Annotated in this window: 15 protein-coding genes and 1 riboswitch; of the genes, 9 read left to right on the forward strand and 6 right to left on the reverse strand. The window is 48.0% G+C overall.

The genetic code is table 11. The annotated features are described in order from the left end of the window. Positions 1 to 27: 27 nt before the first annotated feature. The gene (gene dapA, locus PXC00_RS07040; protein WP_275845060.1) at positions 28 to 918 is read right to left on the reverse strand and encodes a 4-hydroxy-tetrahydrodipicolinate synthase; all 891 of its coding nucleotides are present in this window, start codon (positions 916 to 918) and stop codon (positions 28 to 30) included. A gap of 23 nt (positions 919 to 941) precedes the next feature. Further along, the gene (asd, locus tag PXC00_RS07045) at positions 942 to 2,021 is read right to left on the reverse strand and encodes an aspartate-semialdehyde dehydrogenase (protein ID WP_275845059.1); all 1,080 of its coding nucleotides are present in this window, start codon (positions 2,019 to 2,021) and stop codon (positions 942 to 944) included. 119 nt (positions 2,022 to 2,140) lie between these two features. Then, a riboswitch (Lysine riboswitch) is annotated at positions 2,141 to 2,319 on the reverse strand. Between the two features lie 104 nt (positions 2,320 to 2,423). Between asd and queA the strand changes: the two genes are divergently transcribed. The 9 genes from queA to PXC00_RS07090 all read left to right on the forward strand — a co-directional run bounded on the left by queA (position 2,424) and on the right by PXC00_RS07090 (position 10,254). Further along, the gene (gene queA, locus PXC00_RS07050; RefSeq protein ID WP_275845058.1) at positions 2,424 to 3,470 is read left to right on the forward strand and encodes a tRNA preQ1(34) S-adenosylmethionine ribosyltransferase-isomerase QueA; all 1,047 of its coding nucleotides are present in this window, start codon (positions 2,424 to 2,426) and stop codon (positions 3,468 to 3,470) included. Positions 3,471 to 3,499: 29 nt separating this feature from the next. Further along, a complete protein-coding gene (gene tgt / locus PXC00_RS07055) occupies positions 3,500 to 4,630 on the forward strand; it encodes a tRNA guanosine(34) transglycosylase Tgt (RefSeq protein ID WP_275845057.1) in 1,131 nt (376 codons plus the stop codon). A gap of 96 nt (positions 4,631 to 4,726) precedes the next feature. Further along, positions 4,727 to 5,179: a preprotein translocase subunit YajC gene (yajC, locus tag PXC00_RS07060; protein ID WP_316934896.1), complete on the forward strand. Its 453-nt coding sequence runs from the start codon at positions 4,727 to 4,729 to the stop codon at positions 5,177 to 5,179. A gap of 88 nt (positions 5,180 to 5,267) precedes the next feature. After that, positions 5,268 to 5,678, forward strand: coding sequence for a TIGR04086 family membrane protein (locus PXC00_RS07065; protein WP_275845056.1), 411 nt, complete (start codon positions 5,268 to 5,270; stop codon positions 5,676 to 5,678). A 67-nt stretch (positions 5,679 to 5,745) separates the two neighbouring features. Continuing rightward, positions 5,746 to 5,892: a six-cysteine ranthipeptide SCIFF gene (gene scfA, locus PXC00_RS07070; protein ID WP_275845055.1), complete on the forward strand. Its 147-nt coding sequence runs from the start codon at positions 5,746 to 5,748 to the stop codon at positions 5,890 to 5,892. A gap of 103 nt (positions 5,893 to 5,995) precedes the next feature. Beyond that, entirely contained in the window at positions 5,996 to 7,357 is a 1,362-nt protein-coding gene (gene scfB, locus PXC00_RS07075; protein ID WP_275845054.1) for a thioether cross-link-forming SCIFF peptide maturase, read from the forward strand. A 360-nt stretch (positions 7,358 to 7,717) separates the two neighbouring features. Then, complete coding sequence (locus tag PXC00_RS07080; RefSeq protein WP_275845053.1) at positions 7,718 to 8,359, forward strand: stage II sporulation protein M; 642 nt, start codon at positions 7,718 to 7,720, stop codon at positions 8,357 to 8,359. 17 nt (positions 8,360 to 8,376) lie between these two features. Beyond that, positions 8,377 to 9,270: a site-specific tyrosine recombinase gene (locus PXC00_RS07085; protein WP_275845052.1), complete on the forward strand. Its 894-nt coding sequence runs from the start codon at positions 8,377 to 8,379 to the stop codon at positions 9,268 to 9,270. Positions 9,271 to 9,348: 78 nt separating this feature from the next. Then, on the forward strand, positions 9,349 to 10,254 hold the full coding sequence (locus PXC00_RS07090; protein ID WP_316934897.1) for a YesL family protein: 906 nt from the start codon (positions 9,349 to 9,351) through the stop codon (positions 10,252 to 10,254). Between the two features lie 50 nt (positions 10,255 to 10,304). Here the strand turns inward: PXC00_RS07090 and PXC00_RS07095 are convergent, their stop codons facing one another. The 4 genes from PXC00_RS07095 to PXC00_RS07110 form a co-directional block, all read right to left on the reverse strand. Continuing rightward, positions 10,305 to 11,303: a tyrosine recombinase XerC gene (locus tag PXC00_RS07095; protein ID WP_275845051.1), complete on the reverse strand. Its 999-nt coding sequence runs from the start codon at positions 11,301 to 11,303 to the stop codon at positions 10,305 to 10,307. A gap of 57 nt (positions 11,304 to 11,360) precedes the next feature. Further along, positions 11,361 to 12,059: a DUF6873 family GME fold protein gene (locus PXC00_RS07100; RefSeq protein ID WP_275845050.1), complete on the reverse strand. Its 699-nt coding sequence runs from the start codon at positions 12,057 to 12,059 to the stop codon at positions 11,361 to 11,363. Between the two features lie 274 nt (positions 12,060 to 12,333). Continuing rightward, positions 12,334 to 13,707 (reverse strand): DNA repair protein RadA, encoded by a 1,374-nt coding sequence (radA, locus tag PXC00_RS07105; RefSeq protein WP_275845049.1) that lies wholly within the window; start codon positions 13,705 to 13,707, stop codon positions 12,334 to 12,336. A 68-nt stretch (positions 13,708 to 13,775) separates the two neighbouring features. Continuing rightward, positions 13,776 to 14,597 carry an N-acetylmuramoyl-L-alanine amidase gene (locus tag PXC00_RS07110; RefSeq protein WP_275845048.1) on the reverse strand — a complete coding sequence of 274 codons (822 nt, stop codon included), beginning with the start codon at positions 14,595 to 14,597 and terminating at the stop codon, positions 13,776 to 13,778. Positions 14,598 to 14,602: the final 5 nt, after the last annotated feature.

Here is a 14,602-nt window from a genome sequence, read left to right on the forward strand (position 1 = left end):
CTTGATACATCCCGTTTCTATTGAAATTTATGAAAGCAGACCATATGCTTGCAAGACAGCCGCCAATTTTTCTTTTGCCTCCGGCTCCATCTCAATCAATGGCAGTCGACAAATGCCGCAGTCATACCCCAGCATACGCATGGCTTCTTTAACTGGAATGGGGTTCACGTCCATGAAAAGTGCCGACATCAACGGCAAAAATTTTGCTTCCATTTCCGCCGCCAGTTTCTGCTTACCGGCAAAGTATGCCGCACATAAATCGTGCATCTCTGCCGGAAGGCAGTTTGCAAAAACAGAAATGACACCTTTGCCGCCCAAAGCAAGCATCGGCAGTGTCTGCTCGTCGTTTCCCGAATATACGTTTAGGTTATCTCCACACAAAGAGATAGTACGAGCCACAGAAGTGATATCGCCGTTCGCCTCTTTGACACCGTTGATCTTCGGATGGTGCGATAAAATTTGATATGTTTCCGGTTTGACATTCACGCCGGTACGTGAAGGAACATTATAAATAATGATTGGTTTGGTTACGCGGTCTGCCAAATAGGTATAATGCGCAACCAGCCCTTTCTGCGACGTCTTGTTGTAGTAGGGTGTCACCAAAAGCAGAGCATCGACGCCTGCTGCCTCCGCCGTTTTACATAGCTCCAGTGCGTGTGCCGTCGCATTGCAACCGGCACCGGCAATCACAGGAATCCGACCGGCAACCCGCTTAACACCAAACTGAAGAATTTTCTCATATTCTTCTGCTGTCAGAACAGGAGATTCGCCACTGGTAGCACACAGGACAACAGCGTCCGTTCTGTTGGAAAGGTGCAAATCCAACAACCGGCCCAGCATTTCATAATTTACAGTTCCGTCTGCGGAAAAAGGAGTGATCAGTGCAACCGCAGAGCCAGTAAAAATGGGATTCTTCATAAGAAGAGATGCCTCCAAAAAGTTTAATCAAGGTAACCTTTCGCCGCAAGCAGTTCCGCCATCAAAACCGCACCGCCGGCCGCACCGCGCAGTGTATTGTGAGAAAGGCAGACAAATTTAATGGTGTACTGAGTGTCCGGGCGCAAGCGGCCAATGGAAACCGCCATACCATTTTCCAGGTTGCGGTCTAAGCGGCTCTGCGGACGATCCTCTTCACGGAAATAGTGCAGGAACTGTTTCGGTGCACTCGGAAGCTGCAGCTTTTGTGGTTCGCCTTTGAAGCTCTCCCAGCGCGCAATGATTTCTTCCATGGAAGCGGGCTTCTCAAAGGAAACGAACACTGCCGCTGTGTGGCCGTCAGAAACTGGTACACGCAGGCACTGAGAAGTAATCGCAGGTTCCGTTGCATTTACAATCTTTCCGTTTTCAACATGACCCCAGATTTTCATGGGTTCGTTTTCACTTTTTCCTTCTTCGCCGCCGATAAAAGGAATCACATTGTCCAGGATTTCTGGAAAAGTTTCAAAAGTTTTTCCGGCACCAGAAATCGCCTGATAGGTGCAGGCAAGCGCTTTTGTAACGTGCAAATCCATCAGAGCATTGATGGCAGGAACGTAGCTCTGCAGCGAGCAATTGGATTTTACCGAAATAAAACCGCGCTTGGTACCCAGACGCTTGCGCTGTGCAGGAATAACGGCGGCATGATCCGCATTGATTTCCGGAATAATCATAGGCACATCCGGTGTACCGCGGTTTGCACTGTTGTTGGACATGACCGGGCACTCATGCTTTGCATACGTTTCTTCCAAGGCTTTGATTTCGTCTTTGTTCATGTTGACAGCACAGAATACAAAATCAACCAGAGAAGTGATCTTTTCCACATCGGTCTGCGCATTGAAAACAACCATTTTTTTCATGGATTCCGGCATAGGTGTTTTCATCAGCCAATGGCTGCCCACAGCCTCTTCATAGGTTTTTCCCGCGGAACGCGCACTTGCCGCAAGTGCTGTCACATGAAACCACGGATGGTTTTCCAGCAGGGTTGTAAAGCGCTGGCCAACCATGCCGGTTGCACCGATGATGCCCACTTTAAACTGTTTCATTTTGCAAAGACCTCCTCGAATTGTAAAAAATGAATTTCGATATCAACAGATAAAAAAGACCGGTTGCAAACCGGTCGTCATTTCTTTATAATAGAGTGGTTCGGCAACTCACCGTTCACACTGCCGATAGCGCTCCATCATAATTTCTATGACGACAGTCGGACTGATTTTCACAGACACAACCAGAGCCCGGCTCGCCAACCAACCGTCTCTTCGGCGAATTTCCCTTTCGCGAACCCTCACCGGCTTTGGCAGCCTACGGTTCGTTACTTTTTAAACCCGCGCCTCTATCTTCTGTTTATCATACCAGACTTGCTATTGGATGTCAATTTATTTATAATAAAAGGCAGCGCGTTTTCGCATGAAAATTTTAAACGTGCAAAAGCTAGGAGACAACAAACTATGGAACTGGACCTAAACAATTTAAAGACCAAAGATTTTGACTATGATCTGCCCCAGGAACTGATTGCGCAAACACCCGTAGAGCCACGCGATGCCTCTCGACTGCTGACGCTAAATAAAGAAACCGGCGAAATTGCACATTGCCACTTTCATGACATCACAGACTGGCTGCGTCCTGGGGACTGTCTGGTGCTAAACGATTCCCGCGTTTTGCCCGCACGTATTTACGGCATTAAGGAAGACACGGGCGCGCGTGTCGAATTTCTGCTGCTCACAAATCACGGGGCGGACATCTGGGAGGTCCTCTGCAAACCCGGCAAGCGTGCCAAGGTGGGCACACGCTTTACGTTTGGCGATGGTCTGCTCACTGCAGAAGTAACCGCTGTGCAGGCGGACGGCAACCGTCTGGTTCGGTTCTCTTACAAGGGAAATTTCTTTGCCATTCTGGATCAGATCGGTCAAATGCCGCTTCCGCCTTACATCAAAAAGAAGTTGGAAAACCAGGAGCGGTACCAGACAGTGTATTCCAAGGATGTCGGTTCTGCCGCCGCACCCACCGCAGGACTGCACTTTACAAAGGAACTGCTGCAGAAAGTCAGGGAGATGGGTGTAAAAGTTGAGTTTGTCACCCTACACGTCGGGCTGGGCACTTTCCGCCCGGTCACCGCTGACCGGGTGGTAGACCACAAAATGCATTCGGAGCATTATCTGCTGCCGCAGGAAACAGCCGATGTGATTAATGAAACAAAGAAAAACGGCGGTCGTATCATTGCAGTGGGCACCACCAGCTGCCGAACACTGGAAAGTGTGGCAGCCAAAGAAGGCTGCATCAAAGAAAGCGAAGGTTGGACGGACATCTTCATTTACCCGGGATTTCCGTTCAAAGTGCTGGACGGACTGATTACGAATTTTCACCTGCCGCAAAGCACCTTGATTATGCTGGTCAGCGCACTGGCCGGCTATGATCATATTATGAACGCCTACCGGGTTGCCGTGCAAGAAAAATACCGCTTCTTTTCCTTCGGCGACGCTATGTTCATTTACTAAAACCATTGGCAAAGAGGATAAACACATTTATGTATACACTTTTAAAGCAGGAAGGCGAGGCGCGGCGCGGCACTTACACAACCGTGCACGGAACCATTCAAATGCCCGCTTTTATGAACGTTGCAACAGCCGGCGCCATCAAAGGTGCCGTGTCAGCCTTAGATCTGAAAGAGGTGCACTGTCAGGTGCAGCTCTGCAATACCTACCATCTGCATCTGCGTCCCGGTGACCGGCAGGTTCGCCAGTTGGGTGGACTGCACACCTTTACGCAGTGGAACGGCCCGATTTTAACCGACAGCGGCGGCTTTCAGGTTTTTTCGCTGGCAAAGCTGCGCAATATTACGGAAAAAGGGGTTACGTTTGCTTCTCACATCGACGGACACAAAATTTTCATGGGGCCGGAAGAAAGTATGCAGATTCAATCACATCTTGGCAGCACCATCGCCATGGCATTCGATGAATGTATGCAGAACCCGGCGGAATACGAATATGCCAGACGTTCCATCGCTCGAACCACACGCTGGCTGTATCGCTGCAAAAAGGAAATGGATCGCCTGAACGCCCTGCCGGATACGGTAAATCCGCATCAGCTTCTGTGGGGCATCAACCAGGGCAGCGTTTATGATGATTTGCGTATTGCGCACATGAAACAAATTGCAGAATTGAACCTGCCCGGCTATGCAATCGGCGGTTTGGCGGTGGGGGAAAGCGCGGATGTGATGTATCACATTCTGGAGGTGCTTGGCCCTTATCTGCCGAAGGACAAGCCCCGTTACCTCATGGGGGTAGGGACACCTGCCAATCTTTTGGAGGGGGTGCGCCGCGGTGTTGATATTTTCGACTGCGTCATGCCAACGCGCAACGCGCGCCATGGTCACGCATTCACCATGGAAGGAGTTCGCAACCTGATGAACGCAAAATACGAGTTGGACCAGCATCCGCTGGAAGACGGGTGTCAGTGTCCGGCGTGCCAGCACTTTACACGCGCGTATATTCATCACCTGCTGAAATCCGGTGAAATGCTCGGTATGCGTCTGATGGTTCTGCACAACCTTTATTTCTATAACACCTTTTTGGAAAAAATTCGTGCAGCACTGGATGCTGGTAACTTCACATTCTTTTACCACGACACCATCGACACAGTCAGCCGCCGAATTTGACCGGCGGAAAAAATTGGCGAAGTGCAGGATTTTTTCTTGCATGCACCGTGAGATATTGTTATAATGTATACATTACTTTGGAGGTGCTTTTCTTATATGATGAACCCTGTAACCCTGTCGGCAGCAACCACATCCGGCGCAGCATCCTTATCCGGTACGGACAGCATGACCGGTATGCTGATTTCGTTTGTCCCTCTGATTCTGATTTTTGTCATTATGTGGCTGATTCTGATTCGCCCACAGAACAAAAAGCGCAAAGAAGAGGACAGTATGCGCAAAAATGCGCAGATTGGAGACGAGATTACCACCATCGGCGGAATCTGCGGTCGAATTGTTGGCATTAAAGAAGACAACGACACACTGGTAATCGAAACTGGAACTGACCGCGCAAAAATGCGTATTAAGCGCTGGGCAGTCGGCAGCGTCGACACCATTCACGACAACCCTATTGACGAAGAAAAGCCGAAGAGGAAAGGACTGTTCGGCAAAAAGAAAGACGGTAATGCCGCCGCAAAATCTTCAAAAACAAAGGAAGAAGATGTGCTTTAAAGCACCTGTTTCTTTACAGCTCCATGTATATTTGCAGCGCCTCCTTCATACTATTTGCTGTACGAGATAGTGTGAGGGAGGCATTTTTATGAAAAGTGTCAGGATGATTCCTATGAAACCAGGTATGCTGCTGCTTCGTTCCGCGCTGTTCGGCATTGTCGGCGGAACGGCCATCTGCACCGTTTTGCTGCTGCTTTCAGCGGCAGTCATCCAGGCGAGCGGAAAACTTCCGCAGGATTTGCTGCAGCCGTTGGTTCTGATTATCTGCGGTGTCAGCGCATTTTTTTCCGGCGTAATCTCTGCGAAAATCAGCGGAAAGCGGGGGCTATTGCTCGGTGCCGGCTGCGGATTTCTGCTGTTTCTGCTGTGTATGCTCGGCGGTGTTGTAAATACGCACGATGTTGCAAGCCTCTCATCGCTCACACGGATGCTGGTCATGGTTTCAGCCGGAGCGCTGGGCGGTTATCTGTCCGTTTACCGGCGCCAAAAAATCCGGTAGGGTATTCCTTTTCTTGTGTTCCTGTGTTATAATAAGGGAAACTCTGATGAAAGGTCGATTACATCTCATGAAACAGATTAAAACTTTGAACAATGCAAACTTGAAAGCAAGCTGCGCAAAGGGCGGCTGCGGCGAGTGCCAGGCTTCCTGTCAGTCTGCCTGCAAAGTCTCCTGCACTGTCGCAAACCAGAAGTGTGAAAATAAAAACCGCTGATTCGGTTCACAGGCTTGTACGCTGTAAAAACACACACAAAAAACACAAAGGGGCAGCTTAGTCTGTCCCTTCATTTTTGTAAAAAATGGAGCTTTAAAAAACAATGATACATAAGTACACACTGAACGGATATCGAATCGTACTAGACACCAACTCCGGCGCCGTCCATTTGTTTGATCCGGCGCCTTATGAACTTCTAGACTTTTTGGAGGATTCTGTGCCGGAAGAGATGCCTGCTGTTGCCAAGGAGGCTTTGCTGGACAAGTACGGTGCAGATACTTTGGAGGAAGCGTACAGGGAACTGCTGCAGCTGCAAGAAATGGGACAGTTGTTTTCCACAGATGATTACGAGCAGTTTGCCGGTATGATGAAAGACGCTCCCGTGAAGTCCATGTGCCTGAACGTTGCGCATGACTGCAATCTGCGCTGTGCATACTGTTTTGCTGCACAGGGCGACTTTGGCAAGGGGCGTATGCTGATGCCTTTTTCCGTAGCCAAAGCAGCAATCGACTTCTTAATTCAGGAGTCTGCAGGCCGGCATAATCTGGAAGTGGATTTCTTTGGCGGTGAGCCTCTCATGAACTTCGACGTGGTCAAGCAAACCGTTGCCTACGCGCGCAGTCTAGAGAAAGCGCACAATAAAAACTTCCGTTTTACCATTACCACCAACGGCTTGCTGCTGGACGATGATAAAATCGACTTTATCAACCGCGAAATGTACAACTGCGTCCTTTCTCTGGACGGCCGTAAAGAGGTCAATGACCGCCTGCGCGTATGTCCGGACGGCAAAACCGGCTCTTATGACCGAATTGTTCCGAAGTATCAGAAACTGGTGGCCGGAAGAGGGGACAAGGACTATTACGTGCGCGGGACATTCACGAAGCACAACCTGGACTTTACAAACGATGTTCTGGAAATGGAGCGGCTGGGGTTTGAGCAGCTTTCCATTGAACCGGTTGTTTCCGATCCACAGCTGGACTATTCGATTAAGGAAGCAGATTTGCCTGCTGTTTTTCAGGAATACGAGCGACTGGCCAATGTCATCATTGAAAAGAAGAAAAAAGGAACTTGTTTCAATTTCTTTCACTTCATGTTGGACTTGAATCAAGGTCCCTGCGCAATCAAGCGTTTGCGCGGCTGCAGCTGTGGCAATGAATACATCGCTATTACGCCTTTGGGCGAAATTTTTCCATGCCATCAGTTTGTAGGGAATGACGAATGGATTATGGGCAATGTGCTGGATGGTACATTCAACCGCGAAATGAAAAACAAATTTGCCGCGGCAAATGTTTATACAAAAGAAGACTGCAAAAACTGCTGGGCGAAATTTTACTGCAGCGGCGGTTGCAACGCCAACAATCAAAAGTATGAAGGGAACATCTTAAGGCCGCATAAAATTGCCTGCCAACTGGAGCAGAAGCGGCTGGAGTGTGCCATTATGATTCAAGCCGCCTTAGCTGAATAACATCGTTCCTGTCCCTTTTTATTATACACCCGCATACATTGCCTGTATGCGGGTGTATTTTTATGCATTACGAGCGCAATTATGAATATGCATTAGTTTACATAATAAACATTAAGGTTACATAATACTATATACATAATTTCGTGCACTATGCATAAACTTTCAGAAAAGCATAGGAAACAGTTGAAACACACGAAAAAATAGTATATAGTAAATAAATGCAAAGGCTTCTGCCTGCATTTTACAGAGCCAGTCAGACAATTACGTCGCAAATTGAAAAAAAATTTCAGCGTTCATATCTGCTCTCCTATTTTCATAAGATTATCTGAAGGATTTCTTAAAAGAAAGGCAGTTAACCCTATGAAAATTATCATGCAGCATTTATCGCAATCCCTGCCAAATCAGGCTGAGCTGAAAAGTTCCCTTTCACAAAGCAGGATTCAGGTTACCTTTGCAGTGATTCTGCTGCTTGGCGTTGCGTGCGGTTCGTTTTTCTCTGCTGGTGTTGGGCTGGACACGTTAAAAAAGCTGGACTTCCTTTTTAACAGCAACTACACGGCACACGGTAACGCACAGATTGCTTCCGTTTTCGCAGCTTGTGCTGCTTCGGCATTTCTGTTTGCATTTGCCTGCTTCCTTTGTGGACTGTCTGTCTGGGGCGCTTTTCTGGTACCCGTTGTCCCGTTTGTTCGCGGCATTGGTTTAGGCATAACAGCCGGCTATCTGTACAGCACTTACGGTTTGCACGGGGGAATGTTTTACGCCATTGTTCTTCTGCCGGGCGCTTACTGTTGCTGTCTGGCTATCGTTTTGGCAGCAAAAGAGGCGCTTTTGTTCTCTAGAAAGCTTTCCAGCAGCGGTCTGTCCGAAAAGGGAGACGCCCCAAAACTGGTAAATTACCTTTCGCAATTTGTCCGCATCTTGGCGCTTGTTTTTTTAGGTGCCGGACTTGATGTCTTTTGTTCTTGGGCTTTTGCGGGGTTTTTAATAACTTTGCTTTAACAAGGAAGGGGAAAAGTATGAAAGATTATTGTTCGGAATTCGGCACATATCTTTCAGATGTAAAAAGGGTTTCTCCCAATACATTGGATTCTTACCTGCGGGATACGGCAGATTACCTACACTTTTTGCAGAGCCGCGGTAACCTTTTGCCTGTAGCGGCAGACCAGAAAACGGTTGAAGGCTACATTGCACAGTTGCATGCGCAAAACAAATCAGTGGCAACCATCACCCGGCACATTGCCTCGATCCGGTGCTTCTACCAATATCTGATTTTAAACGGTGAGGCTTCAGCCAATCCCGCCAAGGGCATCAAACTTGAAAAGGCGCCGCAGAAGCTGCCGGAAATCCTAAGCGGAAGCGAAATTGAGCTTTTACTCGCCCAGCCGGATCTCAAACAGCCGAAGGGTTGCCGTGACAAAGCCATGCTGGAGCTGCTGTATGCCACCGGCATTCGGGTGAGTGAACTGGTCAATCTCAATGTGGAAGATGTGAACCTGCACACCGGCATTTTGTACTGCCGCAGTGAAAAAGGGAACAGGGTGATTCCAATTTACCCGCAGGCTGTTGCCGCTATTTCAGACTACATTTTCCGTGTGCGGCGAACCATTGCGGATCCGGGTGAAGGGCAAGCACTTTTTACCAATTTAAATGGGCATCGGCTAACCCGCCAGGGATTCTGGAAAATCATTAAGGGCTACACTGAACAGGCGGGAATCGCAAAAGAAATTACGCCGCACACGCTGCGTCACTCCTTTGCGATTCATCTGCTGGAAAACGGGGCAGACCTGCGCGATATTCAGCATATGCTAGGCCACGCAGATATCTCCTCCACGCAGGTGTACATTCATCTGCTGAACAACCATGTAAAAGAAGTCTATCAGCATTGTCATCCCCGCGCGAAACTTGGATAAAACGATTGCGAAAATTGTCCGTTTGGTGTATGATAAAAAGACGCAGTTTATTCCAAACAAGAAAGGGAAGACAAGCTAATGGGTCTGTTCAATTCAAATTACAGCCGTCCCGGTCCTGGTGTTTCAAAAGGCGCGCCAAAGGATAATCGTTTTATTCACTACTGGAAAATTTACGGACGACATTTCTGGGATTTGATGAAACTCAATCTGCTGTTTGCAGTACCGGCCATTGTTGTGTTGGTGGCTGGCGTTATCATTTCTTCAGCTACCAGAAACATTTTGTTAGCGGGTTTGCCGTTCATTGCATTGTCCCCATTCGTGGCCGGCTTGACCTATGAAACCCGCAATTACATTCGGGAAGAACACGTATTTGTCCTGCATGACTTCCTGAAAAAGCTCAAAGAAAACTGGAAGCAGTTCCTTGCTAATGGAATTATCTGCTACCTGGTTTACGAAGTTTTGATGATTGCCATCCCGTTTTATGCGCAAAATCAGCAGAAATTAGGCTCCGTCATTTCCACCATTGCGCTGGGGCTGAGTTTTGCGACACTTTTCATTTTTACATCCATGCAATTTTACGTTCCACTTGAAATTGTGACGTTTGATATGAAACTGAGCAAAATGTACCGTAATGCGGGAATCTTTGCAATCGCAGCGTTGGGGTGGAATTTCCTTGGATTTTTCGTAACCGCTTTCGTCCTGCTGCTGTTGTATGGCTGCCTTTATCTGGGGCAGTATGCACCGCTTTTTCTGTTTATCATCCTGCTGCTCGCCATTTTCCTTCTATGGAGTTTCTGGGCCTACACCGTTAACTCGTTGGTGTACCCAACCTTAGACCGCATGATGATTCAGCCCACTCTGAAAAAGGAAGCAGAGGAGAGGGGAGAAGTTCCGGAAGAAGATCTTGACCCTGCCTTTACAGACTGGGATTCTATCCGAGAAGACACGGACGATGAAGACGACGATGACGAAGAAGAAGATTAAACACAACATAAAAACAGGAGCAAGCGTTAAAATGACGCTTGCTCCTGTTTTTATTTCTTTTTCTCAGGATTCGGTTTCTGTTCCATATGTGCCAATGGATTCGCATTTACGGCTTTTTCCATTTGTGTGCTGGACAGATGCGTGTAAATCTCGGTAGTACCTAAATTTTCATGGCCGAGAATTTCTTTCAATACCCGGATATCGACTTTTCCTTCCTGATACATCAGCGTAGCTGCCGTATGGCGAAGCTTATGAACACTGTAGCCGGGACCACCCAGGTCAATTCCTGAAAGGTATTTTTTTACAATATACTGCACAGTTTTAGGGCTGATACGTTTGTTCTGTTTGCTGATAAACAGTGCATATTTATCTTTTAAGTGGTCCGCTGGCCGAACTTTTAAGTAATTGTCAATCGCGTGCAGACAGGCTTCATTTAAATAGATTACGCGTTCTTTATTTCCTTTGCCTACGATTCTCAGGGTATTTGTACCACGGCGGATATCATTGATATTGATGGAAACCAGTTCCGAAAGCCGCATTCCACAGTTCAAGAACAGAATCAAAATGCAATAATCGCGTTCTTTAAAAGGGCCGTCAACCTGCTTGAGCAAATCAATACTCTGATCCAGCGTTAAGTACCGCGGCAGGCTTTTTTTTAGTTTGGGAGATTCCAACTCTTTAATTGGATTCTCATCCAACAAATGAATCTTCGTTGTCAGATAATTAAAAAAGACACGCAGACTGCAGCACTTTCTGGAGCGAGCCGCTGGGCCGTTCTTACGCACCACAGTCAAGTAATTCATGAATTCATACACCTGCGTCAGTGTTACGGTTTTAATGAAGTCTAGGTCAATGTCGTCGATAGAGATTTCCGATAACGGTTTGTCCGCAAGTTCCGGATGTCTGGATTGCTTTAAGTAACGGAAAAATGTCCGCAAGTCCAAGTAATATTCTTCAACGGTTTTCGGAGATTTTCCTTTAATCGTCTGCATATAGCCAACAAACTGTCGGATAATATCCGGCGCTTCCTGCATATATTTTTCCTGCATACGCCCTCCCTTAATTATACAAAATATTTATTTTGTATAATTATATATCGCGTTTTTTTACTCCGTTTCTGCCAGCGGCAAGATCCCGCCAATATCCTGCAGTGAGCCATCATATAAGGACAGTGCTTGCACCCCATGTTTTTTTAAAAAAAGCGAAATTTCCACAGCCTGCGGATGTGTAGAAATAGTTCCTGCAAACGCGAGTACCGTAGCCGAAAGCTTTCCGCAGGCACCACCAATAAAGCCGTAAGGATAACCTTCCAGTTCAATATGTCCTGGCTTCAGCAAAAGTACGTCGAAGCCTACTGTGCGTGCCGCTTCTGCAATGCCTGTGTCAGCCGTCATGATCGCTTGCTCGCTAACTACTGCGATACTGCACTTCGCATATCCCTGCCGCACCGCAACCAGCTGCAAGCCGCGCTCTGCAATATTCGCCTGCAGTTCCGTACAGATGCACTTCGGATTGGCAAACACAAAATGACCGATTCTGGCTGCATTGAGGCTGCAGTCCTGCGGATATGTTGAAAAATCATGAACGTTTGTTTGAAACAGATGAATTCCAATCCGCTGAAAAGCAGCTTGCACCTGCACATTTGCGCAGAAACCTTCGCCGGCACCCATTAAGCAGCACTGCAAATCTGCATGAGCGGCCACAGATGCCGCAAACTGTGCGGAAGGCAGAATCTGTACAACTGAGACGCCAAGCTGCTGCAGAGCGTCAACCGCCTGCACGGCGGTTGCAGACACTGCTGCCATGCACACATTTCTCGCTGGAAGGTGGGGACTTCTCACCCATTTTCGCAAAGCACTTCCTCCCCATTGTTTTTCATCGCATAAAAACAGTCCGGCAGATTCATACTAAAGTATGAGGTGATAAATATGCTTGTCCACTGCGACCAAGACTGTGTGTATCAGAAAAACGGATATTGTACCGTAGAACCTCCATCCGCGCAGGCACATTATGAACCGAACGGATGCGTGCGGTGCATTCACACCATTTCCCGAAGCGACTATGAATCCGGCAACGCCGCTATGCCTGCAGAGCTGCAAATGCCTCCCGTACATTTTTAACACCAATCAGTTCCATGCTTTTGTGTGCTGCGCTGACCTGCTTTAAGCTGTGCCAGGGCAGCACACATTTTTGAAAACCAAGGCGCTCCGCTTCTGTAATGCGCTGGTCAACGTGCAGAACCGAGCGAATTTCTCCTGTAAGTCCGACTTCGCCGAATATCACCGCATCCTCCGCCAACGCAGCATCCTTTAAACTGGACACCAACGCCACCGCCACCGCCAAATCGCAGGCAGGTTCATCGAGCCGCAGGCCGCCAACCACATTGATATACGCATCCAAATTGGAAAAATAGTACCCTGCGCGCTTTTCCAAAACCGCCAGAAGCAAGTTCATACGGTTGTAATCAAATCCCGTTGCCATTCGGCGTGGATTACCGAATCCGGACGTTGTCGCCAATGCCTGCACTTCCGCTAGAATTGGCCGACTGCCCTCCATCACACAAGTCACGCAGGTGCCCGACACATGCTCCGGACGCCCGGTCAGCATAGAAGCCGACGGATTCTCTACCTGGTGCAGTCCGTTTTCGCCCATATCAAAAACACCGATTTCATTGGTCGAACCATAGCGGTTTTTCACTGCCCGCAGAATCCGATAACTCATCTGGCGGTCACCTTCAAAGTATAGAACCGCATCAACAATATGCTCCAGCACTTTTGGCCCGGCAATCGCGCCGTCTTTATTGACATGACCCACTAAAATTGCCGGAATCTCCAGTTCCTTTGCTACATGCATGATTGCGTTCGTACATTCGCGCACCTGTGCTACGCTGCCCGGAGAGGAATTCAGCTCCGTATTGTTCATCGTCTGGATGGAATCAATCATCAGCAGATCTGGCTTTTCCGCCCGCACATGCTCCATAACACGCTGTACATTGGTTTCCGTTAGGATAAACAGATTCTCTGAATCCACCTGTAAGCGGTTTGCACGCAGCTTAATCTGTCGGCTGGATTCCTCTCCGGATACATATAAAATTTTCAGCGTACTTCCCAGATAAGCGCAAATCTGCAGCAGAATGGTTGACTTGCCGATACCCGGTTCGCCGCTAATTAAAATCAACGAACCTTTTACAATGCCGCCACCCAACACACGGTCTAATTCCGAAACGCCCGTTTTGTAACGAGGTTCTTCGGTCAGACTGATTTCTCGAATGGGCTGAACACCGGCGAACGTTCCAGAAAAAGTCTCACGGCTCCGTTTAGAGGGTCGAACCGGCTCCTGCAATTCTTCTGTCATCGTATTCCATGCGCCGCAACCGGGGCACTTGCCGTACCACTTTGGCGCTTCATAACCGCACGCAGAACATACATAAATGCTTTTTGCTTTTCCCGCCATTTGCTCCTCATTTCGCTGAATTTCACTGAAAAAGACTGCCGCAAGGCAGCCCTATATCCATTTTTCTTTTATTTTTTTACCGTCTTGCTCTTCTTATTTATTATACTGGAGGATGCGGAAGAATACAAGCCCTGGCTGCCAGCCGCCGTAGAAGATTCTCCGGAAGCAGTGCGTCCGGTTCCTTTTAAATACTGCAAAATTCCCTTTGCAATCGCATCTGCCATTTTCTGCTGATATTTTTCATCGTTCAGCAACTTTTCCTCTGAATCATTAGACAAGAAGCCACATTCAACTAAAACCGCAGGATCCTGTGCGTGTTTCAGCAGATAAATCGAACTGGTAGCTGCTTTATTCTGCCGTTTGTTCTCTGGCTGCACGCTTGCAACCACGGCCTGTCGAATTTGCTCAGCCAAATCCTTGCTTTTCGGATTGTTGGTCGAGTAAAACACCTGTGCGCCGCTATAAATTCCATTGGAAAAATGATTCTGATGGATGCTGACAAAAACACAGCCCGGATTGCTCTGCAAGATTGCAAATCGTTTATAAATATCAGACGCTTTTCGCTCCCGCAGCGTAGACAGAGAAGCATCCCCCAGCATTTCATCTTGATCCCGTGTCATCACAATGCGGCAACCGGCATCTGTCAGTGCCTTTTCAATCTTTTTGGTAATCGCCAGATTGATGGTCTTTTCCGGCACAGGAGAGTGGCCGACCGCGCCGCCGTCTTCTCCGCCATGTCCTGCGTCCAAGACCACCAGCGGCTTGACAACCGTCGCAGCCGTTGCATCCTGTGCCGCATGGAAAGAAGACAAATAAATTAAAATCAAAAAGCCCATGCACGCCGCAACCAGCGTGAGGATCGTCCAGATATTTGTCCGAATGACTTTCATCGTGA

The organism is Caproicibacterium argilliputei (genome assembly GCF_029211325.2).
In the GTDB taxonomy this organism is placed as follows: domain Bacteria; phylum Bacillota; class Clostridia; order Oscillospirales; family Acutalibacteraceae; genus Caproicibacterium; species Caproicibacterium argilliputei.

What these genes read in the sequence shown, in the direction of transcription:
- scfB (WP_275845054.1), top strand. Translation starts at nt 5,996, where the DNA reads ATGATACATAAGTACACACTGAACGGATATCGAATCGTACTAGACACC.
- PXC00_RS07080 (WP_275845053.1), top strand. Translation starts at nt 7,718, where the DNA reads ATGAAAATTATCATGCAGCATTTATCGCAATCCCTGCCAAATCAGGCT.
- PXC00_RS07100 (WP_275845050.1), bottom strand. Translation starts at nt 12,059, where the DNA reads ATGGCAGCAGTGTCTGCAACCGCCGTGCAGGCGGTTGACGCTCTGCAG.
- PXC00_RS07085 (WP_275845052.1), top strand. Translation starts at nt 8,377, where the DNA reads ATGAAAGATTATTGTTCGGAATTCGGCACATATCTTTCAGATGTAAAA.
- PXC00_RS07090 (WP_316934897.1), top strand. Translation starts at nt 9,349, where the DNA reads ATGGGTCTGTTCAATTCAAATTACAGCCGTCCCGGTCCTGGTGTTTCA.
- asd (WP_275845059.1), bottom strand. Translation starts at nt 2,021, where the DNA reads ATGAAACAGTTTAAAGTGGGCATCATCGGTGCAACCGGCATGGTTGGC.
- radA (WP_275845049.1), bottom strand. Translation starts at nt 13,707, where the DNA reads ATGGCGGGAAAAGCAAAAAGCATTTATGTATGTTCTGCGTGCGGTTAT.
- queA (WP_275845058.1), top strand. Translation starts at nt 2,424, where the DNA reads ATGGAACTGGACCTAAACAATTTAAAGACCAAAGATTTTGACTATGAT.
- PXC00_RS07065 (WP_275845056.1), top strand. Translation starts at nt 5,268, where the DNA reads ATGAAAAGTGTCAGGATGATTCCTATGAAACCAGGTATGCTGCTGCTT.
- tgt (WP_275845057.1), top strand. Translation starts at nt 3,500, where the DNA reads ATGTATACACTTTTAAAGCAGGAAGGCGAGGCGCGGCGCGGCACTTAC.
- PXC00_RS07095 (WP_275845051.1), bottom strand. Translation starts at nt 11,303, where the DNA reads ATGCAGGAAAAATATATGCAGGAAGCGCCGGATATTATCCGACAGTTT.
- dapA (WP_275845060.1), bottom strand. Translation starts at nt 918, where the DNA reads ATGAAGAATCCCATTTTTACTGGCTCTGCGGTTGCACTGATCACTCCT.
- yajC (WP_316934896.1), top strand. Translation starts at nt 4,727, where the DNA reads ATGATGAACCCTGTAACCCTGTCGGCAGCAACCACATCCGGCGCAGCA.
- PXC00_RS07110 (WP_275845048.1), bottom strand. Translation starts at nt 14,597, where the DNA reads ATGAAAGTCATTCGGACAAATATCTGGACGATCCTCACGCTGGTTGCG.
- scfA (WP_275845055.1), top strand. Translation starts at nt 5,746, where the DNA reads ATGAAACAGATTAAAACTTTGAACAATGCAAACTTGAAAGCAAGCTGC.